Annotated in this window: 21 protein-coding genes; 8 read left to right on the forward strand and 13 right to left on the reverse strand. The window is 65.6% G+C overall.

Features of this window, described 5'->3' with window-relative positions; genetic code table 11:
• Window positions 1-90 precede the first annotated feature (90 nt).
• The 4 genes from ACUCV3_RS22890 to ACUCV3_RS22905 are packed head-to-tail and all read right to left on the reverse strand — an operon-like array spanning window position 91 to window position 4210.
• On the reverse strand, window positions 91-897 hold the full coding sequence (locus ACUCV3_RS22890; protein ID WP_097384832.1) for an enoyl-CoA hydratase/isomerase family protein: 807 nt from the start codon (window positions 895-897) through the stop codon (window positions 91-93).
• A gap of 10 nt (window positions 898-907) precedes the next feature.
• Window positions 908-3118, reverse strand: a complete 2211-nt coding sequence (locus ACUCV3_RS22895; RefSeq protein ID WP_279730723.1) for an acyl-CoA dehydrogenase family protein — start codon at window positions 3116-3118, stop codon at window positions 908-910.
• Window positions 3119-3123: 5 nt separating this feature from the next.
• On the reverse strand, window positions 3124-3957 hold the full coding sequence (locus tag ACUCV3_RS22900; RefSeq protein WP_010336461.1) for a coniferyl-alcohol dehydrogenase: 834 nt from the start codon (window positions 3955-3957) through the stop codon (window positions 3124-3126).
• 22 nt (window positions 3958-3979) lie between these two features.
• Window positions 3980-4210, reverse strand: a complete 231-nt coding sequence (locus ACUCV3_RS22905; protein ID WP_313737659.1) for a ferredoxin — start codon at window positions 4208-4210, stop codon at window positions 3980-3982.
• 234 nt (window positions 4211-4444) lie between these two features.
• On the opposite strand from ACUCV3_RS22905, the gene ACUCV3_RS22910 reads away from it, so the two are divergent.
• From ACUCV3_RS22910 to ACUCV3_RS22930, 5 genes are read left to right on the forward strand one after another with little or no spacing between them, the layout of a single operon-like run.
• Window positions 4445-5698, forward strand: a complete 1254-nt coding sequence (locus ACUCV3_RS22910) for a cytochrome P450 (protein WP_279730726.1) — start codon at window positions 4445-4447, stop codon at window positions 5696-5698.
• The gene (locus ACUCV3_RS22915) at window positions 5698-6102 is read left to right on the forward strand and encodes a Zn-ribbon domain-containing OB-fold protein (RefSeq protein ID WP_069338567.1); all 405 of its coding nucleotides are present in this window, start codon (window positions 5698-5700) and stop codon (window positions 6100-6102) included. Before ACUCV3_RS22910 ends, ACUCV3_RS22915 begins: the two co-directional genes overlap by 1 nt.
• The gene (locus ACUCV3_RS22920) at window positions 6099-7265 is read left to right on the forward strand and encodes a thiolase family protein (RefSeq protein ID WP_279730728.1); all 1167 of its coding nucleotides are present in this window, start codon (window positions 6099-6101) and stop codon (window positions 7263-7265) included. The genes ACUCV3_RS22915 and ACUCV3_RS22920 overlap by 4 nt, the downstream gene beginning before the upstream one ends.
• A 5-nt stretch (window positions 7266-7270) precedes the next feature.
• Window positions 7271-8017, forward strand: coding sequence for a hypothetical protein (locus ACUCV3_RS22925; RefSeq protein WP_313737661.1), 747 nt, complete (start codon window positions 7271-7273; stop codon window positions 8015-8017).
• Window positions 8018-8030: 13 nt separating this feature from the next.
• Entirely contained in the window at window positions 8031-8999 is a 969-nt protein-coding gene (locus ACUCV3_RS22930; protein WP_279730730.1) for an alpha/beta hydrolase, read from the forward strand.
• 9 nt (window positions 9000-9008) lie between these two features.
• Here the strand turns inward: ACUCV3_RS22930 and ACUCV3_RS22935 are convergent, their stop codons facing one another.
• The 6 genes from ACUCV3_RS22935 to ACUCV3_RS22960 form a co-directional block, all read right to left on the reverse strand.
• Entirely contained in the window at window positions 9009-10016 is a 1008-nt protein-coding gene (locus ACUCV3_RS22935) for an LLM class flavin-dependent oxidoreductase (RefSeq protein ID WP_279730732.1), read from the reverse strand.
• Window positions 10017-10094: 78 nt separating this feature from the next.
• On the reverse strand, window positions 10095-10934 hold the full coding sequence (locus ACUCV3_RS22940) for a TauD/TfdA dioxygenase family protein (protein ID WP_037512962.1): 840 nt from the start codon (window positions 10932-10934) through the stop codon (window positions 10095-10097).
• A gap of 73 nt (window positions 10935-11007) precedes the next feature.
• Window positions 11008-11592, reverse strand: coding sequence for a TetR/AcrR family transcriptional regulator (locus ACUCV3_RS22945; RefSeq protein WP_230588698.1), 585 nt, complete (start codon window positions 11590-11592; stop codon window positions 11008-11010).
• Between the two features lie 67 nt (window positions 11593-11659).
• Window positions 11660-12412 carry an SDR family NAD(P)-dependent oxidoreductase gene (locus ACUCV3_RS22950; protein WP_159367351.1) on the reverse strand — a complete coding sequence of 251 codons (753 nt, stop codon included), beginning with the start codon at window positions 12410-12412 and terminating at the stop codon, window positions 11660-11662.
• A 37-nt stretch (window positions 12413-12449) separates the two neighbouring features.
• On the reverse strand, window positions 12450-13271 hold the full coding sequence (locus tag ACUCV3_RS22955) for a TauD/TfdA dioxygenase family protein (protein WP_482241173.1): 822 nt from the start codon (window positions 13269-13271) through the stop codon (window positions 12450-12452).
• Between the two features lie 104 nt (window positions 13272-13375).
• Entirely contained in the window at window positions 13376-13888 is a 513-nt protein-coding gene (locus ACUCV3_RS22960; RefSeq protein WP_279730734.1) for a nuclear transport factor 2 family protein, read from the reverse strand.
• A gap of 124 nt (window positions 13889-14012) precedes the next feature.
• Between ACUCV3_RS22960 and ACUCV3_RS22965 the strand changes: the two genes are divergently transcribed.
• Both ACUCV3_RS22965 and ACUCV3_RS22970 read left to right on the forward strand, forming a co-directional pair.
• Window positions 14013-14573: a TetR/AcrR family transcriptional regulator gene (locus ACUCV3_RS22965; RefSeq protein WP_017501869.1), complete on the forward strand. Its 561-nt coding sequence runs from the start codon at window positions 14013-14015 to the stop codon at window positions 14571-14573.
• 97 nt (window positions 14574-14670) lie between these two features.
• Window positions 14671-16122 carry a carboxylesterase/lipase family protein gene (locus tag ACUCV3_RS22970; RefSeq protein WP_279730736.1) on the forward strand — a complete coding sequence of 484 codons (1452 nt, stop codon included), beginning with the start codon at window positions 14671-14673 and terminating at the stop codon, window positions 16120-16122.
• Here ACUCV3_RS22970 and ACUCV3_RS22975 read toward each other — a convergent pair.
• From ACUCV3_RS22975 to cysD, 3 genes are read right to left on the reverse strand one after another with little or no spacing between them, the layout of a single operon-like run.
• Window positions 16119-16850 (reverse strand): 3'(2'),5'-bisphosphate nucleotidase CysQ, encoded by a 732-nt coding sequence (locus ACUCV3_RS22975; RefSeq protein WP_482241174.1) that lies wholly within the window; start codon window positions 16848-16850, stop codon window positions 16119-16121. The two genes, ACUCV3_RS22970 and ACUCV3_RS22975, sit on opposite strands and share 4 nt — an antisense overlap.
• An 8-nt stretch (window positions 16851-16858) precedes the next feature.
• Window positions 16859-18817, reverse strand: a complete 1959-nt coding sequence (cysN, locus tag ACUCV3_RS22980) for a sulfate adenylyltransferase subunit CysN (protein WP_482241175.1) — start codon at window positions 18815-18817, stop codon at window positions 16859-16861.
• Window positions 18817-19749 (reverse strand): sulfate adenylyltransferase subunit CysD, encoded by a 933-nt coding sequence (gene cysD, locus ACUCV3_RS22985; protein WP_482241176.1) that lies wholly within the window; start codon window positions 19747-19749, stop codon window positions 18817-18819. The genes cysN and cysD overlap by 1 nt, the downstream gene beginning before the upstream one ends.
• Before the next feature lie 191 nt (window positions 19750-19940).
• Here cysD and ACUCV3_RS22990 point away from each other — a divergent pair, with 191 nt between their 5' ends.
• Window positions 19941-20954: an aldo/keto reductase gene (locus ACUCV3_RS22990; RefSeq protein ID WP_279731982.1), complete on the forward strand. Its 1014-nt coding sequence runs from the start codon at window positions 19941-19943 to the stop codon at window positions 20952-20954.
• Window positions 20955-21252: the final 298 nt, after the last annotated feature.

Genomic DNA, 21252 nt, shown 5'->3' on the forward strand with positions numbered 1-21252 from the left:
CAGGCTTATCGACAGAAGTTATCCACAGCTTTTCCCACGCCTATCTGTGGAAAAAGCTGTGGATAAGTGTGTGGATGGGAGAAGGACAACTCAATCCTTCTTGCCGCCAATGCCCTTCAGATAGCGTTCCATCCCCTCCAGATAGGCGGGGTTCAGCATCAGTGCGCTGTTGGCCATGCGTTCGACATGGCGCCCCATGGACGGGCCGACTTCGGCGGCCAGCTCGATCGCGATCTTGGCGGCGCCCATCTGCTCGCCATTCTGCTTGGTGAGGTGACGGCAGAAGGCCAGGGCCGCGTCCTCGAACCCTTCGTCCGGCATCACGTCATGCACCAGGCCCATGATCAGCGCCCGGTCGGCATCGGCCTTCTGGTTGCCCATGATCAGCCAGCGCGCCCAGTGCGGACCGCAGATGCGGGTCAGGCGGCTGACCCCGTTGGAGGCCGGCAGCACGCCGAACAGCCCTTCGGGGAATGAGAAGGCGGCCGACTTGGCCGCCAGGCGGAAGTCGCAGGACAGCGCCATTTCCAGCCCCCCGCCGACACAGGTGGCGTGGATGGCGCAGACGATCGGCTTTTCCACATGCTCCATCTCGTCATAGATGCGCTGCATCCCGTTGAGCTGGAGCCGGTGGTTCTCGCGGATGCCGCTGGGCGTGCGGGGATATTCCCTGGGCGACCCGCCGCTCTTCATGTCCGCGCCGGAACAGAAATAGCGGCCGGTCGACCGGACCAGCATCACCTTCAGGTCCGGCGTGTCGCGAAAGCGGATCAGCGCCGCCTCGAACAGCGCCATCGTCTCCGCCGATAGCGCATTGAGCTTGTCCGGCCGGTTCAGCGTGGCGATGAGGATGCCATCCTGTTCCTGCGTCAGCAGATGGGGGGCGTCGTCCGTCATGCGATCTTCCTCAGGCGCGGGTGCGCGGCAGGCCGAGGCCCTTTTCCGCGATCATGCTGCGATGAACCTCGCTGGTGCCGCCATAGATGGTCGATCCCTGCGCGTGGCGATAGAACATGTTGATCTCTTCCGCCGGCCCCTTGCGCTTGGACAGCGAGGCCGGGGCGGTGAGATCGAGCAGGTCGCGCGCATCGGTCAGGAATTTCTCCGAACTGAACATCTTGGCCATCGGGCCATAGGCATGGTTCGGCTTCTTTTCCGACATCACCCATTGGGCGCGATAGGTGATCAGCTCCGACGCCCACAGATTGGCGGCGGTGCGGGCCAGCCGCGCCTGTGCGCCGCCATCCTCGATCAGCGGCTTGCCCCTGTGGATAAGTTCGCGACAAAGGGCTTCGCCGGCCTGCAACATCTTGCGCTGATATTTGGCGAAGCCGCCGCCATGTTCCAACTCCAGGCTGGCACTCATGGTGCGCACGCCGCCGTCGATCTCGCCCAGTCGCCAGCTATCGGGGATGCGCACGCCATCATAGAAGGTGATATTGGTACGCTCGTCCTGGAAGGTGTGGACCGGCTGCACCGTCACGCCATCGGCCTTCAGCGGCACGATGAACATGGTGAGGCCCTTATGCTTGGCCACGTCCGGATTGGTGCGGCAGAGCATCAGCACATAGGTGGACAGGTTGGCACCGGACGTGAACATCTTGGTGCCATCGATCCGCCAGCTGCCATCACCCTCCTGCGTCGCGCGGCATTGCGCGGCGAACACGTCGGAGCCCGAGCCGGGTTCGGAATAGCCGAGCGAGCAGATCACCTCGCCGCGCATGATTTCGGGCAGCACCGCCTGCTTCAGCTCCTCGGTGCCGAAGCGGTGAATGATGAGCGACACCATCTGCGTCACATTGGCGGCGGGGTTGTTATATCCCTGCTCCTCGAATGCATCCATCGCCGCCGTCTTTTCATAGGCGGACAGGCCACGCCCGCCGACATCCTTGGGCAGGCCGAGATAGAGGAGATTCTGCGCCGCCAGCTTGCGGTTGAGGGTGGGGTTATAGCCCTCCCAGCTATAGTGGAAGGTCGCCCGCATCTCCGGCGTCACATTGGCGGCGAAGAAGGCGTTGATCTCGTCCTTGATCGTCTGCGCGGCTTCGCCCAGGTCGAAATCGACCGGCATCGGCCCGGCGTCGGGCAGGGCGGCGGCCTCATCGGCGTAGAGCCGGCGGCCGGCCTCGTCGAGCCAGCGCTGCGGATCGCCGCCGATCAGCGGCCAGGCCTTGGCGCGAAGATTATAGAGGAAGATGTCATATTCGGTGGTGAGGCCATAGCCGCCGAAGGTGTGGAGCGATTGCGCCACTGCCTTGGCCGCGCTGTTGGCGTTCCACCAGGCGGCGATCGAGATCGCGCCGCCGGCTTCGGGTGCGCCATCGGCCAGGTCGCGGATCGCCTTCCACACCAGGAACTTGCCGCCGTCGATCTCGCAGAGAATATCGGCAAGCGGATGGGAAATGGCCTGGAACTGGCCGATATATTGGTCGAACTGCTTGCGCTCGCAGGCATAGGCAGCGGCGAGCTTGAGCGCCTCGCGACCGATGCCGGCCAGACCGGCGGCGATCAGCAGCTTCCATTCCTCGATGCCGGCGGCGAAGGTCGCCAGCGCCTCGGCCCCCGATGCCAGCACCGTGCGCGGATGCGCCGACAGGTCGATCTGCGCGATCGGGGTGGAGGCGAGATTGTCCTCCGCCTTGCGTGCCTCTGCGGGCACGGTGACGAGGATGATGTCTTCGCCCGACCGGGCCAGCACGGCTTCGGCCACCAGGCCACCGCCGATCCACTGGACGGGCGTGTCCGCGACATCCTCGAAGGCGAAGCTGGCGACCGCATCGCCCGCCAGCACCCGGCCGAGCAGGTCGGCCGTCGCCTCGCCGCCCAGTTGCGCCAGCAAGCGCGCCGCCACCAGCGCTTCGGCCAGAGGCCCCGATGCCAGTGTCCGGCCCGCTTCCTCCATCAGGATGGTCGCGTCGAACAGGCCAAGGCCAAGCCCGCCGGCCTCTTCGGGCACGCGGATCGACAGCGCGCCCAGTTCCGCCAGCCCCTGCCACAAAGCGGGGTCGAAGCCGGTCGGCGCGGCGGCGCGGACCCGCGCCATGCTGCTATGTTCGTCCAGGAAGCGCGCGAACATGTCGCGCATCATGTCCTGATCGTCGGTCAGGTCGAAATTCATGGGGTTCAGGCCTCGGCGGGCGCCGAACGCCGCATCATGACGCTGAGGTCCACCTGACCGGTGGCGACGCCGCCCATGAAGCCGCCATCGACCGGGAAGACCACGCCATTGACGATGCCGGCCAGATCGCTGTTCAGCAGCACGATGCCGCCCGCCTGTTCGGCCGGGGTCGAGTAACGGCCCATCGGTTCGGCGGCGGCGGCGACCACATCCTTGCCGGACGCGGCCTCGAACGTTGCCATCATCGGCGTCTGGGTGGGCGAGGGCAGGGTGCAGTTGATGCGGATGCCCTTCTTGATGAGATGCGCGCCCATATACTGGGTCCAGACGATCACATTCTCCTTGGAGAAGCTGTAGCCTTCCTTGACCACATCATCGAGATGCGCCTCGCACCAGGCGACGGCGGCGTCATAACCCTTGGTGGTGACGAACTCCATGTTGGTCGGGATGCGGCGGCTCCAGCCCAGGCCGCCGGTGGAGGCGATGCTGGCGATCGCGCCACCCGGTCCCATCAGCGGCAGCACCTGTTCGGTCAGGTGGCGCAGGCCGATGAAGTTCACCTTCATGACGTCGAGCGGTGGGAAGGACTGGGGCAGGCCGGCGCAGTTGAACAGCGCATCCACCTTGCCGCCGATGCCGGCGACCGCCGCCTCGATCGAAGCCGGATCGCGCAGGTCGACATTGGTGAAGGAGGCGAGCGGCAGGCTGCTGTCCCTGAAGTCCAGGCCATGAACCTCGGCGCCCAGCTCCAGCAGCAGCTTGGCGGTCGCCTCCCCCATGCCGGAGAAGCAGCCGCTCACGATCACGCGCTTGCCCTTATAGCCCAAAATGTCGCTCATCTCGCTCTCCCGGATTCTCTGATTATCCCTTGGCCTTGGGCGGCCAACTGATGCTGCCATCATCTTCCTCGACGACGATGATGCGTTCGGGGCAGGCGCGCGCGCCGCGCTTGGCGGTCTGCTGATCGCCGTCCGCTACGTCGAAACCCTCGGTCGCGATATAGCCGTCCTCGTCCAGCGGATACATGTCCTCGGACACGGCGGCGCAGCGGGCATTGCCCACGCAGCCTGACTTTTCGATGCGGATTCTCATCTGCCCTCTCCGGCTATTCTGACCTTCCTTAGAAAGGAGATTGCGGCCCCGATCAACGTGGTCCCCGGCACAATCGCCATCGCGATACGGAGCCGCGACGCGGATCGTCGGTGCGTTATCTGGCGCCGCCGCACCCAGCCCCTTTGCCTTTGCCGGGCCGCCGGGCAAAACGGGTCCGACAAGAAGGGACGCGGCCTGCACGCGCCCGCCCCAGCAGGGAAGACGGAGAGAATCATGGCCCACGCCACCTTGAGCCCCGCCGCGCCACAGCCGGCCCATGTGCCCGACGCGCTCGTCTATGATTTCGATGTCCATGCCGATCCGGGCCTGCTGGCCGATCCGCATGCGCGCATCCTTAACCTGCTGAAGACGGCGCCGCCGGTCTTCTGGACGCCGCGCAATGGCGGTGGCTGGGTCGCGCTGACCCACGCCGCCAATTATGAGGCGTCGCGCGATACCGAGACCTTCTCCAGCGAGTTCGTGCCGGCCGACAAGATGAAGGCGCTGCTCGCCTCGCTGCCGCCGGGCGCGCCGCATATTCCGCAGCCGATCCCGATCACGCTCGATCCGCCCGAGCACACCAAATATCGCCAGCCGCTGCAGAAGGTCTTCTCGCCCAAGACGATCGCGGCCCTGAAGGACAGCATCCGCGAGCTGGCCGGCGAACTGATCGACGCGATCAAGGCCGATGGCCAGTGCGAATTCATGAGCACGGTGGCCGAGCCGCTGCCGGTGCAGGTCTTCCTCAAGATGCTGGGCCTGCCGCTCGAACGGTTGCCGGAATATCGCCAGATCGTGAAGGAGCATATGGAGGCGATCGATACCGATCGCGAAGGCTCCATGCGCCGCTTGCAGCGCATTGCCGCAGCGATGCGCGACACCGTGCTGGAGCGCAGGGATAATCCGAAGGACGATATCATCTCCATGCTGTGGAAGCTGGAGGTGGACGGCCAGCCGAGCACGCTTGCCGACATGGAAAATTATGGCGTGCTGCTGTTCATCGCGGGCCTCGACACGGTGATGAACGGCATGGGCCTTGCCATGCGCGGCCTGGCGCTCGACCTGCCATTGCAGGCCAAGTTACGGGCCGAGCCCAAGCTGGTGGCCGAAGCGGCCGAGGAAATGCTGCGCCGCTATACCTTCACCGTGCCGATGCGGGTCATCAAGAAGCCGGCCGAACTGGCCGGGGCCAAGCTGATGCCCGGCGACATGCTCAAGCTGTTCCTGCCCGCTGCCGATCTCGATGCGAAGGAATTCCCGCAGCCCGACAGCTATGATCTTGACCGCGAGAACAATGTTCACATCGCCTTTGGCGTTGGCCCGCATCGCTGCCTGGGTTCCCACCTGGCGCGCGTGGAGTTGCAGGTTCTTTATGAGGAGATGCTGGCGCGCTTGCCCGAATTCCGGCTCGATCCCGATAAGCCCACGGTGTTCCATGGCGGCCATGTGATCGGCATCGAAAGCCTGAACCTGGTCTGGGACGTCTGATGGTCTGGCAACGTTCGCGCCCGCGCCTCGATCGGGAAAATCGCGCCTTCTGGACCGGCGGGGCGGAGGGGAAGCTCAACATCACCCGCTGCGACGATTGCGGCCAGTTCACCCATCCCCCGCGCGAGATCTGCCGCCATTGCCAGTCGGAAAATGTCGGCCCGTATGCGGTCGCCGGCACCGGCGCGGTCGATACCTATACGATCAACTATCAGGCCTGGGCCAAGGATATGGAGGTGCCCTTCGTCATCGCCCGTGTCCGGCTCGACGACGTACCCGGCGTCTATCTGACCACCAATATCGTCAACTGCCCGGTCGATGCCGTCGACATGGATGACCGCGTCCGCGTCACCTTCGAGGAGCAGGACGGCATCTGGTTCCCCCTGTTCGAGAAGGTCGCATGAGCATGGCGCGCGAAGCCTATATCACCGGCATCGGCATGTCGGAGGTCGGCGTGCGGTTGACCCGGTCGCCGCTGGGCCTGACACTGGACGCCGTGCGCGAGGCGATTGCCGACGCCGGCCTGACGCTCGACCAGATTGACGGTGTCGCCACCTATCCCGGCAAGATGTCGACCTTCCTCGGCTTCTCGCCGGTGAGTTCGGACGATGTGATCGAGATATTGGGGCTCAACACACGCTGGCATATCGGCGCGGCGGAGGCGACGGCGCAACTGGGCGCGATCGCCGAGGCGGCAATGGCGGTGAAGGCCGGCCTTGCCCGCCATGTCCTGTGCTTCCGCACCGTCTATGAAGCGGCGGCGCTGGCCCGCCCCGAAGAATTTCCGCCGATGGAACGGCGCAAGGATGTGTCGGGCAATTCGCAATGGGTCTCGCCCTTCGGCGCCTTCTCGGCCGCCAACTGGACCGCGCAATTCGCGATGCGCCACATGAAGCGCTATGGCCTGACCCGCGAACAGCTCGCCCAGGTGGCGCTGAACGATCATGCCAATGCCGCGCGCAACCCGCGCGCGATCGTCAAGAAACCGCTGACCATGGACGAGTATATGGCGGCGCGGATGATCAGTTCGCCCTTCTGCCTCTATGATTGCGATCGTTTCACCGATGCCTCGACCGTGCTGATCGTGTCGGCGGGCGATGCGCTGGACGAGGTGAAGACGACCCCGATCCGCATCGCCGCCAGCGCCGGATCGGTCGAACGCTACAGCTGGGACCAAGCCGAATGGGCGAGCGCCTATCCGACCGGGCGCGACCTGTGGAAGAACACGGACTACACGGCCAAGGATGTCGATACCGTCCAATTTTATGACGGCTTCGCTTTCCAGCCGATCACCTGGCTCGAAGGGCTGGGCTTCTGCGATGTCGGCGAGGGCGGCCAGTTCCTCGAAGGCGGCAAGCGCATCGCGCTCGACGGCGAATTGCCGATGAACACCGGCGGCGGCCAGCTTGGCTGGGGACGGCTGCACGGCTTTGGATTCGCCTATGAATCGGTGGTGCAGTTGCGCGGCGAGGGCGGCGAAAGACAGATCGCCGGCGACCCGAAGGTGGCTGTGGCGACATCGGGTGGCGGCCCCATGGCGGCGGCGCTGCTGCTGGCGAAGGACTGATCGCGATGGACAGCGGCATGCTGGACATGCTGCCCGGCTTTCGCCGTCGTTTCCTGGTGACGCCGCTGCCCGGCCGGGTGACCGCCGCGGTCGAGGATGATTATCACAGCATGGCCGTCATCCTGCATCATGACGGCGCGCGCATCAGCGGCGTCGACGCGATCATGGAGCGGGTGCCCTGGACCACCTGTCCGGGTGCGCCGACGGTGCTGCAGGCGACCTTCACCGGTGTCGCGCTGGCTGAGGCGGCGGCGCGCGGCGAGAAGAAGGCGAACTGCACCCATTTGCACGACCTGGCCGTGCTGGCGGCGGCCCATGCCGGTGACGAGGCGCCGACCCGCTATGAGATTCTCGCCTGCGACCCGATAGAGGGCGAGGCCGTGGCGGAAATCAGGCGCGATGGCATGCCGCTGCTACAGGTCGCGCATCGCAGCCATGTCATGACCGCGCCAGCCGACATTGCCGGCCAGTCGCTGATGAAGCTGCGCCCGTGGATCGACGCGCTAGATGAGCCCCGGCGTGAGGCCGCCCGGCTGCTGCAATGGGGCACGATCCTCGCCAATGGCCGGCTGATCCCGATGGAGCGGCAATCGACCGCGACCCGCGTGCCGCCCAACTGCTTCACCTTCCAGCCGGAAAATGCGGTCCATGCGATCCGCGTCGGCCGGGTGATCGACTTCACCGCCGAACCCCTGGTGCCGCTCGACCATTTTGATGGTGCCGCCTATGACCGGCCGCGCGACGCAAGATAGAGGAAACGGGACGATGGACGAGGCGCGGCAACTGGTGGCCCCCGAATTGCGCGCGGCGCTCGACCTCTTCCCGCCGCTCGATCTCAGCGATCAGACTATCGCCGCCTTCCGCCAGCCTTTTGCCACCCGCGCGGCCGAACCGATGCCCGAAGCGCTGGCCGCCGTGCAGCGGGAAGAAGTCTTCCTGCCCGGCGCGCCCGGATCGCCCGATGTGCGCTGCCTGCTCTATCGCCCGGCCGAGGGGGAAGGCGATGCGCGGCGGTCGGCCTATCTCCATATCCATGGCGGGGGCTTCGTGCTTGGCATGGCCGATATGAGCGATCTGTCCAACCGGGCGTGGGCGGCGCAGCTGGGCTGTGTCGTCCTGTCGGTCGATTATCGGCTGGCGCCCGAGACGCCGTTTCCTGGCGCGCGGGACGATTGCTATGTCGCGCTCGCCTGGCTGCATGACCGGGCCCATGCGCTGGGTATCGATCCGACCCGCATCGCCATCGGCGGTGAGAGCGCGGGCGGCGGCCATGCCGTGGCGCTGGCGATCCATGCCCGCGACCTTGGCGTCTATCCGATCTGCTTCATGCTGCTCGACGCGCCGATGCTGGACGATCGCACCGGCAGCAGCGCACCGCTCCACCCCGTCACCGGCCGGTTCGTCTGGACCCCGGCGCAGAACCGCTATGGCTGGGGGGCACTGCTCGGGCAGGAAGCCGGCACCGACCATGTCCCGAGCGACGCCGTGCCGGCCCGCTGCCCCGACCTGTCCGGCCTGCCGCCTGCCTTCATCAGCGTCGGCGCGCTCGACCTGTTCCTGGAGGAGGATATCGACTTCGCCCGGCGGCTGCTGGCCCTCGGCATCGCGGTCGAGCTGCATGTCACGCCCGGCGCCTATCATGGCTTCGGCCTGGCCGGCGCCGATACGCCGCAGATGCAGGCGCTCCAGGCGCTGCGCCTCGCGGCGCTGCGCCGCGCCTTGCAGGGGAACTGACGCCGCCCTTCAGAATGCGGGCATCACCCTGTCGGCGAACAGCTGGGCATAGGGCTGGAATTTTGCCGGGGGCAGGCCGGGGGGCATCATCATCATGATATGTTCGACATTGATGCGCTGCTGCATTGCGCGGAAATGATCGATCGCGGCGTCGGGTGTCAGGATCTGCAGGATGCCGCTGCGCTTGAAGGCGTCGAGCGACATGGGTTTCAGCGCCACCTTGTCGATGCCGGACGCCTGATCCTCGGCCAGCCAGGCGCCATAGGTCTCGTTCACATGGTGGAAATAGGGGGCCATCTCCGCCATTGCCGCCTCGGGGTCTTCGGCGACCAGGGTGAACAGGCTCTGGATGCGGATTCGCGCGGCGGCCGGGTCTTTCCCCTCGGCGTGCAGCTTGTCGGCATAAAGGCCGCACACCTCCTCATTGCCGAAATAGCCGTCGGCATATTTCGCCACCCGCGCCAGCGCCTTCTCGGCAAAGCCGCCAATATAGAGGGGGATGCGGCCGCGCGGCGCGGCCGGGCGCAGGGACGCGCCGGCGATGCTGTAATGCTGCCCGGCAAAATTGACCGTCTCGCCCGCCCATAGCCGCTGGACGATTTCCAGAAACTCGTCGAAGCGCGCGCCGCGCTTGCCGAAATCGACGCCATAGGCCTGGGTCTCGCGGCGGCGGTAGCCGATCGCCAGCGCCATCTCCAGCCGGCCATCGGACAGGATATCCAGCACCGTGCATTCCTCGGCAAAGCGGACCGGATGATAGAGCGGGGCGAGCGCGATCGCCGACCCCAATTTGATCCGGCTGGTGCGCGCCGCGATCGCCGCCAGCGCGACATTGGGCGCGGGCATATAGCCATCCTGCGCGCCATGATGTTCGGGCACCCAGGCACCGGCAAAGCCCGCCGTCTCGCTCCAGGCGACGAAATCCAGTATCTCGGCATAGAGATCGGCCGGGCGCTTTTCCCATTGGGGCGGGTTCCGGAAATCATAAAGATAGCCGAAGGTCAGCGGATTGCTCATGACGATGCTCCGGGGGCAGGGCAAAACGCCCGCCAACCCGGTTGGGCGGCGGGCGTGGAAAGGCCGTGGGGCCGATCCTTATTCGAAGGGTTCTTCGCCCTGCAGCTTGGTGCGGTGCATCATGCGATTGCAGTCGGGATCATATTTCTCGGCCCGGTGCATGGTGCCGGTATTGTCCCAGATGACCAGGTCGCCGACGCTCCATTCATGGCTGTAGCTGAATTCCTCGCGGGTCGCCCATTCGCGCAGCCCAACCAGGATTTCGGCGCTGTCATAGGGATCGAGATCCTTGACCCGCTGGGCGGTACAGCCCAGCACCAGCGACTTGCGGCCCGACTTGTGGTTCCACACCAGCGGCAGCTCATTCTCGCCGACCTGGCGCATGCCCTTCAGCTTGGCGAGGCTGGGTTCGGGTTCATAATAGAAGACCGTCGCCCAAACCGAGTGGATCACGCGCAGCGTCTCATATTCGGCCTTCTGCTCGTCGGTCAGCGCCTCATAGGCGGCATAGGTGTTGCAGAAGCCGGTATTGCCGCCCCAGGTCGCGGGCACCTTGCACGACAGCAAGGAGGCGAGGATCGGCACATCGTTCATCGTGCCGTCGATATGCCAGTAGAGCGAGCCCTTGAGATATTCGGCGCTCTGCGGATTTTCCTTCACGTCGAGGGTGATCTTGTGGATTTCCTCGCCACCGCGATGCTCGGGGGCAAAGGCGCCCAGCGTCTTGGTGAAGGCGATCTGTTCCTCGTCGGTGAAGTCGATCTTCGGGAAGACCAGCACGCCGCGCTGCTCCAGCAGCTCGCGGATCTGCGGCGCCAGTTCGCCGGCCAGCAGTTCCTCCTTGCTGTTGAGGATGCGGCTGCCGATGCTCGGCTTGATATCTTCATGCACGAAACGGGTAATGGTGGTGGCGGACATGCCTTGCTCTCCTATGCATCCCTGCGCGTTTGAACACATGTTCAACATGCTTGCATGGAAAAGTCAATGCCTCTCATTTTTCGGGCGGCAGCAATTCGTCCAATAGCGCCTCGACCGAAGCGCGCGCGTCGGCATGTCCGCTCGCGACCCCCATGTCGGCTTCCATCACCAGGGTGCGGCCGACGGCGGCCAGCAACAGGCTGAGGCCCGCCGCCGTCACCTTGTGATCGGCGAGTCGATCGCCCAGCAGCTGCTCCATCAACTGCGCCTGGCGATCCCGCATCGCCTCGCTGTGGCGGGCGATCTCGGCACGGATCGCCTTGCGATGATTGGCCATGGCGACAAATTCCATCGCCAGCGCGTTGCGGCTGGGGTCGGAGAAGAAGCGCCACAGTGCCCGCACCGGATCGGCGCTGGTCAGCGCCGCCTCGATCATCGCGTCGCTCTGTTCGGCGCCGCGGCGGAACACCGCCAGCAGCAGGTCGTCGGTGGTCGGAAAATAATAATGGACCAGCGATGGCGGCAGCTCGGCGCGCAGCGCCACCCGGCGCGAACTGGCGGCGGCATAGCCTTCGTCGCGGATCACCTGTTCGGTGGCCTCCACGATCCGGGCGCGGGTTTCGGAGCTTTCGGCGCCGACGCGACGTTTCTGGACCATGGCTGGAGCATAAATGGCCGGGCCGCCCATGCAAGCGTCCCGGCTCTCATCGCCAGATGCGGTCCTGTTAATGCGACCCCATATAGCGACCGCCATTGGTGCTGATCGTCTGGCCGGTGATGTAGCTGGCCTCTTCCGACGCCAGATAGGCGCAGGCAGCGGCGATATCCTCGGGCTTGCCGATCCGCTTCATCGGCAGCGTCTGGGCAAAGGCGTCGGCGTCGATCGGCGCGGCGCGCAGCATCGGCGTGTCGATGAAGCCGGGGGGCACCATGTTGAAGGTCACGCCGCTCGGCGCGAATTCCAGCGCCAGCGCCTTGGTCATGCCCATCAGGCCGCCCTTGGACGAGACATAATGGCCCTGGGCGAAGGAACCCGACTGGACCGAGGAGGAGGTGATGTTGATCACCCGGCCCCAGCCGGCGGCCAGCATGTCGGGCAGCACTTCCTTGGTCAGCAGATAGGGGCCGCGCAGGTTGATGTGGATCACCTTGTCGAACAGGTCGTCGTCGATGTCCATGAAGGGGGTGAAGGGGGCGATGCCGGCATTGTTCACCAGGATCGCGATCGGCCCCAGCTTGGCGCGCGTCTCTTCCGCCGCCGCATGGATCGCCGCCTTGTCCGAACAGTCGGCGGCGATGGCGATGGCGGTGCCGCCGGCCGCCTCGATCAGCCTGACGGTTTCGGCCGCGCCGTCGCCATTAATGTCCCACACCGCGATCTTGGCCGTATCCTCGGCCAGGCGCAGCGCGATCGCGCGGCCAATGCCCGAACCCGCGCCCGTGACCACGGCCGTGCGGCCGTTGAGAGACCTCGTCATCGCAATTCCTTCCTATGTGTCAATTTCGGTGTCGCTTTCAGGCGCCGACCAATTGTTCGATCGCCTCGATCGTCGTGCGGTGCATCATCCGATTTTCTTCCAGCGGATAGGGATCGACCCGGTGCATCGTGCCGCTATTGTCCCAGATCAGCAGGTCGCCCTCCGTCCAGTCATGGCGATAGACGAATTGCGGCTGGACCGCCCATTCGCGCAGCCTGGACAGCAGCACGCGGCCCTGCGCCGGGTCCATCCCCTCGATATGGTCGGCGGTCGACCCCAGCACCAGCGACTTGCGGCCGGTCTCATGGGTCCAGACCAAAGGATGGACCTTGGGCGTGCGCATCTGCCAGAAATTCAGTTCCGCCACGGTGGGTTCGGGGTTCACATAGCGCTGCGACGTCTCGAAGCTGTGGCCCACGCGCAGCCCGTCATAGGCCGCCTTCTCTTCGTCGGGCAGGTCGTCCCAGGCGGCATAGGTATTGGCGAAATAGGTGCTGCCGCCGGTCCTGGACAGCGACTTGGCGTTCAATGTCGCGGCGAAATTGGGTACGTCGTCGCTCGCCCCGTCGATATGCCAGAAGAAGGCGCCCTTGATATATTCGGCGCCCGGATTTTCCTTGGGATCGATCGTCACCTTGAAAATGCCGCCTTCGCCCTGCGGCTGGACCCGGCCCAGCGTATGGGAAAAGGCCAGCTGATCCTCGCGACTCATGTACAGCCCGCGCACGATCAGCACGCCGCGCTGCTGCAACAGCGCCAGGATCGTGTCGGCATGCTTGCCCGACACCAGGGTTGCCGCGTCGGTCCGGATCTCGGTGCCGATGCGGGCGGTCAGGTCGATCGTCGAAAAGGCCATCATCCGCTCCAGCGGGCGCCTGTCGCGCCGCTCTTCTTGGCTATCATCAACAGGATTGTTGATTTGACTGTCAAGGAAGCGGCGGCGACATCGCTGCGGCGAAGCGGCTAGCGGCCGGCCCCGCGCGCAAACAGCGGTGCCAGCAGCGCATAGCTGGGATCATTCACCGGCACCGGCTTCTCGCCATGGTCGGCGGCGGGTTGCAGCAGCTTCATGTCGAAACTCACCACCCGCTTGGCAAAGCGCCACTGGCCATCGACGCGGCGATAGCTGTCGATATAGCGCACCCCCTGGATATCATGCAGCAGCCCGCCCTTGCCGTCGGGGATCAGGTGCCAGGCAATGGCATAAACCTCGCCCTCGCCGGTATCGCCATCGACATTGACCAGATGGTTGCAGACGAAATGATTGCCGATATGCATGTGCGGCAGCGACGCTTCGAGAAAGGCGACATAGCCGTCGACCGGCCCGTCATAATAGGCGCCATGGCTGTCGGTCGCGTCGGCGGTATAGAGCGACCGGATCAGCGCGAAATCCTGCCGGTCGACCCCGCGCGAATAGAGCTGGGCCAGTTCCCTGATCTCTTCCCTGGCGATCAGCGTCTCGATCCGGTTGTCCATGGCGTGCTTCCTCTCCTGTCGGGCCGGACCCTAGTCGGGCAGGGGCGCCGGGCAATGGGGCGGGGGCGGATCATCGGCCCGGCGATCCTCCCCTCTGTTCAGGCGGGTGCGAAGGCCCTAAGCCATGGCCCCGATGGATAATCTGCCGACCGACGCGCGCCAGCTGCGCTCCCGCCGCCAGCTGCTCGACGCGATGCTCCACCTGCTGGAAACCCGCCCCTATGATCAGGTGACGATCCGCGAGGTCGCGCGCGAGGCGGAGGTCGGCTACGCCACCTTCTTCCGCCATTATCCGTCCAAGGATGCGCTGCTGCACGATCTCGCTGCCGGACAGATCGCCGATCTGCTGCAGCGCGCGCTGCCGATCCTGTTCGCCGATGATGCCCGCCAGTCCTGCATGACCCTGTTCGCTTATGTCGGTGAACGGCGCGCGCTCTGGTCCGCCTTCCTGACCGGCGGCGCGGCGACCATGCTCAAGCAGGAATTTACCGACCAGGCGCGCCAGTTGGCGCAGCAGAGGCCGCATGATGCCGGTTGGCTGCCCGACGAACTGCGCATCGTTTTCGCGGTCAGCGCCACGGTCGAGATTCTCGCCTGGTGGCTGCAGCAGGAACCGGACTATCCGCTCGATCGCATGGCGGAGATTCTCGACCGGCTGGTCGTCACCCCGTCGATGCAGCCCTGATCGGATAGGGGCATCGCCCCGCCGCTATCTCCGCCCCGCGCGTTGGCGCCTCATCCGGCGCCGCCTAGCATCTTTGCCGCAAGACGGGAGGGGCGGCATGGACGGATTGACGGTGGCGACGACGGCCGGGCCGGTGCGCGGCATCCGGGCGAACGGCGTGCGATGCTGGCGCGGCATTCCCTATGCGTGGGCCGACCGCTTTGCCGCGCCGGAGGCGCCGACGCCCTGGAATGATGTGCGCGATGCTGCGCGTCCAGGTCCGCAATGCTCGCAAATGTATGGCAATCAGGCGAAGCGAGCGCGGCTGTCCTTGCCCGACTTTGCCGAGGATTGCCTGTCGCTCAACATCCATGTGCCCGATGGCGCGACCGGCCCGCTGCCGGTCTATGTCTGGATTCACGGCGGCGCCTTCGTCGCGGGTGGCGGCCATAGCTATGACGGCAGCGACCTGGCGCGCGATGGCGACATCATCGTCGTCAGCATCAACTATCGGCTGGGCGTACTCGGCTTCGTCAATTTCGGCGCGGTCGTGCCGGGCATCCCCTCCAATCTCGGCCTGCGCGACCAGATTGCGGCGCTCGCCTGGGTGCGCGACAATATTGCGGCCTTCGGCGGCGATCCGGCGCGGGTGACGGTCGGCGGCCAGTCGGCCGGTTCCATGTCGGTCTCGCTATTGCTCCACGCCCCGGCCGCGCGCGGTCTCTTTGCCGGGGCGATCATGCAGAGCGGCGCGGTCAGCCTGATCCATGGCCGCGACCGCAGCGAACAGGTGGCGCGCGATTATATGGCGGCGCTCGGCAACCCCGATCTCGCCGCGCTGCGCGGCATGGACCTCATCCGTCTGTTCGAGGCGCAGGGCGCGGCCGGTGCCGCCAATCCCGGCACTATTCCTGCCGCCCCCTGGTTCGACGGCGACCTGCTGCCCGCCTCGCTGGCGGATGCGGTGGCCGAGCCGGCCGCACCGGTGCCGTTGCTCGCCGGTGCCACGCATGAGGAAATCCGCCTGTTCGAACTGATGCCCGGTGATATCCTGCCGACCGACTGGCCGGCACTCGACGCCTTGCTCCATGCCCAATTGCCGGCGGATCATGCCGCGCGCATCCTCGGTACCTATCCGCGCGACAAGGCGGGGCGCCGCGCGCTCGCCACCGATCTCACCTTCCTGATGCCGACGCGCCATTTCGCCGATCGCCAGTCGGGGCAGGCGCCAACCTGGTTCTATCGCTTCGACTATCGCCATCCGATCGCCGGCGCGGCCCATGGGCTGGACCTGACCCTGACCTGGCCGATGCGCGGCCTGCGTGCCGCCTTTGCGCGGGGCGGGCCGATGCGCGGGCGCCGCGCGGCGCTCGGCCGGCGGATGACCGATCATATCGCCCATTTCGTCCGCCATGGCGCGCCCGAGCCGGACTGGCCCGCCTATACGGTGGATCGGCCGGCGGTGAAGATTTTCGACCTGACCGACCGGGTGGACATCGACCCCGACGGTGACCGTTGGCGCGCCTGGGCGGGCGCCGATGTCGGTGCCGGACTGGCGACCCGCGCCTAGCCCTTCAGTGCCCCCAGCACTGCATCGGCATGCTCATGCCTGCAGATGAGGAGGTCGGGCATGTATGTGTCTTCTTGGTTGTAGATGAGTGGCGATCCATCGATGCGGGAGGCGTGGAGGCCGTGGGCGAGAGCGACGGCGGCGGGTGCGCAGCTGTCCCATTCATATTGGCCGCCGGCGTGGAGATAGATGTCGGCCTGTCCCAGGATCACCGCCATGGCCTTGGCGCCGGCTGAACCCATGGGGACGAGTTCGGCGCCCAGCGCCTCTGCCACCGCGACCGCCTGGGGTGCCGGCCGGGTGCGGGATACGACCATGCGCAGTTTCTCGGGCGCGGGCGGGACTACACGCGGCTGGTCGGTGCGCAGGACGATGCCGTCTTCATGGCCCGGCAGCGCAACCGCGCCGATGGTGGCAACGCCGTTTATGGCGAGGCCGACATGGACGGCCCAGTCGGCACGTTCCTCGCCATATTCGCGGGTGCCGTCGACCGGATCGACGATCCACACGCGGCTGTGCTGGAGCCGCGCCCCGTCACAGGCCATCTCCTCGGAGAGCAACCCATCCTCGGCCCGCTGTTCGCGCAGCGCATGGACGAGGAACTGGTTGGCGGTCTGGTCGCCGGCCTTGCCGAGCGCCTTGGCGCTGAACAGGCCCGAGGCGCGGACCTCCAGCAGCAGGCGGCCGGCGGTGTCGGCGAGATGGGCGGCGAGGTCCGCGTCTGTCATGACATTGCTCATTTGAGCGGCATGATCTTGCGGATGATATGCTCGGCGGCTTCCTGTGGCGTCATCTCGACGGTGTTGACCCGTATCTCGGGGCTGGTGGGCGCCTCATAGGGACTGTCGATGCCGGTGAAGTTCTTGAGGCTGCCCGATCGGGCCTTCTTGTAGAGACCCTTGACGTCGCGCGCCTCGGCAACCTCCAGCGGCGTATCGACGAAGATCTCGATGAACTCGCCGTCCGGCAGCATCTCGCGCACCATCTCGCGCTCGGCGCGGAAGGGGGAGATGAAGGCGGTCAGCACGATCAGGCCCGCATCCGCCATCAGCTTGGCGACCTCGCCGACCCGGCGGATATTCTCGATCCGGTCGGCCTCGGTAAAGCCCAGATCCTTGTTGAGGCCATGGCGGATATTGTCGCCATCGAGCAGGAAGGTGTGGCGGTTCATCAGCGCGAGCCGCTTTTCCACCTCATTGGCGATGGTCGACTTGCCCGAGCCGGAGAGACCGGTGAACCAGAGGATGCGGGGAACCTGGTTCTTGAGCGCGGCATGAGCCTCGCGGCCGATGTCGGTCGCCTGCCAATGGACATTCTGGGCCCGGCGCAGCGAGAAGTGGAGCATGCCCGCCGCCACGGTGCGGTTGCTGATCTTGTCGATCAGGATGAAGCCGCCCAAGGTCCGGTTGTCGGCATAGGGCTCGAACGTGATCGGCTTGTCGGTCGCCAGTTCGGCAACGCCAATGGCATTCAAGTCCAGCGTCTTGGCCGCCAGATGCTCCATCGTGTTGACGTTGACGACATATTTGGGCGCCTGGACGGTGGCCGAGACGCTCTGCGTGCCGATCTTGAGCCAATAGGGCCGGCCCGGCAGCATCGCCTCGTCATCCATCCACACGATGGTCGCCTCGAACTGGCTGGAGACCTCGGGCGGATTGTCGGCCACCGCGATGACGTCGCCGCGCGAACAGTCGATCTCGTCGGCAAAGCAGAGCGTGACCGACTGGCCGGCGATCGCTTCGTCGAGGTCGCCGTCACCACCGGTCCCGCTTGCCGGGCCGGTTCCACCCGGCATCGTAACGATACGGCTGATGGTGCTGGTCTTGCCCGAAGGCAGCACCCGCACGGCGTCGCCCGGCTTGACCGATCCGCTGGCGATCAGGCCGGCAAAGCCGCGAAAGTCGAGGTTCGGACGGTTGACCCACTGGACCGGCATGCGGAACGGCTTGGCCGCCGCAGTGGTGGCATCGACCTCGACGCTTTCGAGATGGGCCATCAGCGTGGGCCCCTGATACCAGGGGGTGTTCTCCGACCGGGCGGTGATATTGTCGCCCTTGAAGCCGGAGATGGGGATCGGCGTGAAGGCGCTGATGCCGATGCTCTGCGCGAACGCGGCATAATCGGCGACGATCTTGTCGAACACGGCCTGGTCATAGCCGACCAGGTCCATCTTGTTGACGGCCAGCACGATGTTGCGGATGCCGATCAGGTGGGCGAGATAGCTGTGGCGCCGCGTCTGGGTGAGGATGCCCTTGCGCGCGTCGATCAGGATGACGGCCAGGTCGGCGGTGGAGGCACCGGTGACCATGTTGCGGGTATATTGTTCATGGCCGGGCGTATCGGCGACGATGAACTTGCGCTTTTCGGTAGCGAAGAAGCGATAGGCGACGTCGATGGTGATGCCCTGTTCGCGCTCTGCGGCGAGGCCATCGACCAGCAGGGCGAAGTCGATCTCGCCGCCTTGCGTGCCGACGCGCTTGCTATCCGCCTGCAGCGCTTCGAGCTGATCCTCGAAGATCATCTTCGAATCATAGAGCAGCCGCCCGATCAGGGTGGACTTGCCATCGTCGACCGAGCCGCAGGTGATGAAGCGCAGCATGGTCTTGTGCTGATGGACGTCGAGATAGGCGTCGATGTCCTGCGCGATGAGGGCATCGGTCTGGTAGACGGGGTCCTGTGTGATCACGTCGGACATCAGAAGTAACCCTCCTGCTTCTTCTTCTCCATGCCGGCGCCGCCGGCATCCTTGTCGATGGCGCGACCCTGGCGCTCGGATGTGGTGGTGAGCAGCATCTCCTGGATCACCTCCGACAGGGTGCTGGCCTCGCTCTCGACCGCGCCGGTGAGCGGATAGCAGCCCAAAGTGCGGAAGCGGATCGAGCGCTCGACCGGCACTTCGCCCGGTTCAAGCGGGAAGCGGTCATCATCGACCATCAGCAGCATGCCGTCGCGCTCGACGGTGGGGCGGGGGGCGGCGAAATAGAGCGGCACGATCTCGATGCCTTCCAGCTGGATATATTGCCAGATGTCGAGCTCGGTCCAGTTGCTGATCGGGAAGACGCGGATGCTCTCGCCCTTGGCCTTCCGGGCATTATAGAGGTTCCACAGTTCGGGCCGCTGGTTCTTGGGATCCCAGCCATGCGAGGCGGTGCGGAAGGAGAAGATGCGCTCCTTGGCGCGGCTCTTCTCCTCGTCGCGGCGCGCGCCGCCGAATGCCGCGTCGAAGCCGAACTTGTCGAGCGCCTGCTTCAACCCTTCCGTCTTCCACATGTCGGTGTGGAGGGCGCCATGGTCGAACGGGTTGATGCCGCGCGCCTGGGCCTCGGGATTATGATGGACCAGCAGTTCCATCCCCGCGTCGCGCGCCGCCTTGTCGCGCAGGTCGTACATGGCGCGGAACTTCCAGGTGGTGTCGACATGCAGCAGCGGGAAGGGCGGCGGCGAGGGATAGAAGGCCTTCTTCGCCAGATGCAGCATCACCGCGCTGTCCTTGCCCACCGAGTACAGCATCACAGGCCGCTCCGCCTCCGACACTACCTCCCGCAATATATGTATGCTCTCTGCCTCTAGGCGCTGAAGATGGGTAAGGTTCCGGGTCATGGGCTCGCTCGCGCCGCAGGGCGGCATAAGGGTCTATAATGTGCCGTCGAAATGACCCCGCTGCGCCCGCCGGGCAAGATTGGCTTTATTAAGCCGGGTAAACCCCATCTTCTTTCGTCCTGCTGGGTGAAGGCATGACCAAGGGCATGACAGAGCGGAGAGGCGGACCTATCTCTTGCGCCATGCACGGCCCCAACCGACAGGATGTTTCCCACCCCATGACGACCGCTCTTCCCACCCGCCGCCTGGGCGCGCTCACCGTTTCCGCCATCGGCCTTGGCTGCATGAACCTCTCCCATGCCTATCTGCCGCGCCCGTCGGCGGATGAGGCCGAACGGCTGCTGCGCCATGCGCTCGATGTCGGCGTGACCTTCTTCGACACCGCCGCCCTCTATGGCTTCGGCGCCAATGAGGAATTGCTTGGCCGCACCATCATGGACCGGCGCGCCGACTTCACCCTCGCCAGCAAATGCGTGCTGGCGGAGATTGACGGCAAGCGCGGCCTCGACGGCTCGCCCCAGGCGATCACCCGCGTGCTGGAGGATTCGCTGCGCCGGCTCAGGACCGACCATATCGATCTCTATTATCTCCATCGCCTCGACCCGAAGGTGCCGATCGAGGAATCGGTCGGCGCACTGGTGCGCGGCGTGGAGGATGGCAAGATCGGCGCGATCGGCCTGTCCGAAATGTCGGCAGCGACGATTCGCCGCGCCCATGCGGTCCATCCGATCACCGCAGTGCAGACCGAATATTCGCCCTGGAGTCGCAACCCGGAGGTCGCCGTGCTCGATGCCTGCGCGGAACTCGACATCGGCTTCGTCGCCTTTTCGCCGGTCGGCCGCGGCCTGCTCGCCGGCGGGGTCGGGCCACAGGGCGTGCCCGAGGGGGATATTCGCGGCGCCATGCCGCGTTTCCAGCCGCCCCACCTTGCCCATAATCTGGATCTGGCAACGAAGCTCAAGGGGCTCGCCGACGAAGCGGGCTGCACCATGGCGCAGCTCTGCCTGGCCTGGCTGCTGTCCCGTCGCGATTTCATCGTGCCGATTCCCGGCACGACCAACATGGCCCATCTCGACGAAGATCTGGCGGCGGCCAGGCTCGATCTGCCGCGTCCGCTGCTCGACCGCGTCGACAGTCTGTTCGATTTCAGGGCGGTGTCGGGTCCGCGTTACCCGCGCGATGCGCAGGCGCAGATCGATACCGAATTGTGGGAAGGCGAGCCGCTGGCCTGATTCTCGTACCGATTCTCCCCTGATTCCCGATTCTTGCCGCAACAGGATCGGGATTCGGATGGAGAAGCGCGGAACTCGGCGCCCAATCCGGTTCCGGAAACGCATTTTTATTACAAGCGCGTGAAATCTACGAAATGCCCGAAAGACCGGGCTTTTCACGCGATCGGGAGGGGCCGCATTCTCAACTTTCGGAGGGGAAATTCAAAAAGGGCGGAATTTCGCGGTTGACCGAATCAAATGCCCCGCCTAGAGGGCTTTTCACCGGACGGGGCGGCGCTGCTGAGGCGCTTGACTGACC

The organism is Sphingobium sp. VMM (assembly GCF_056790315.1).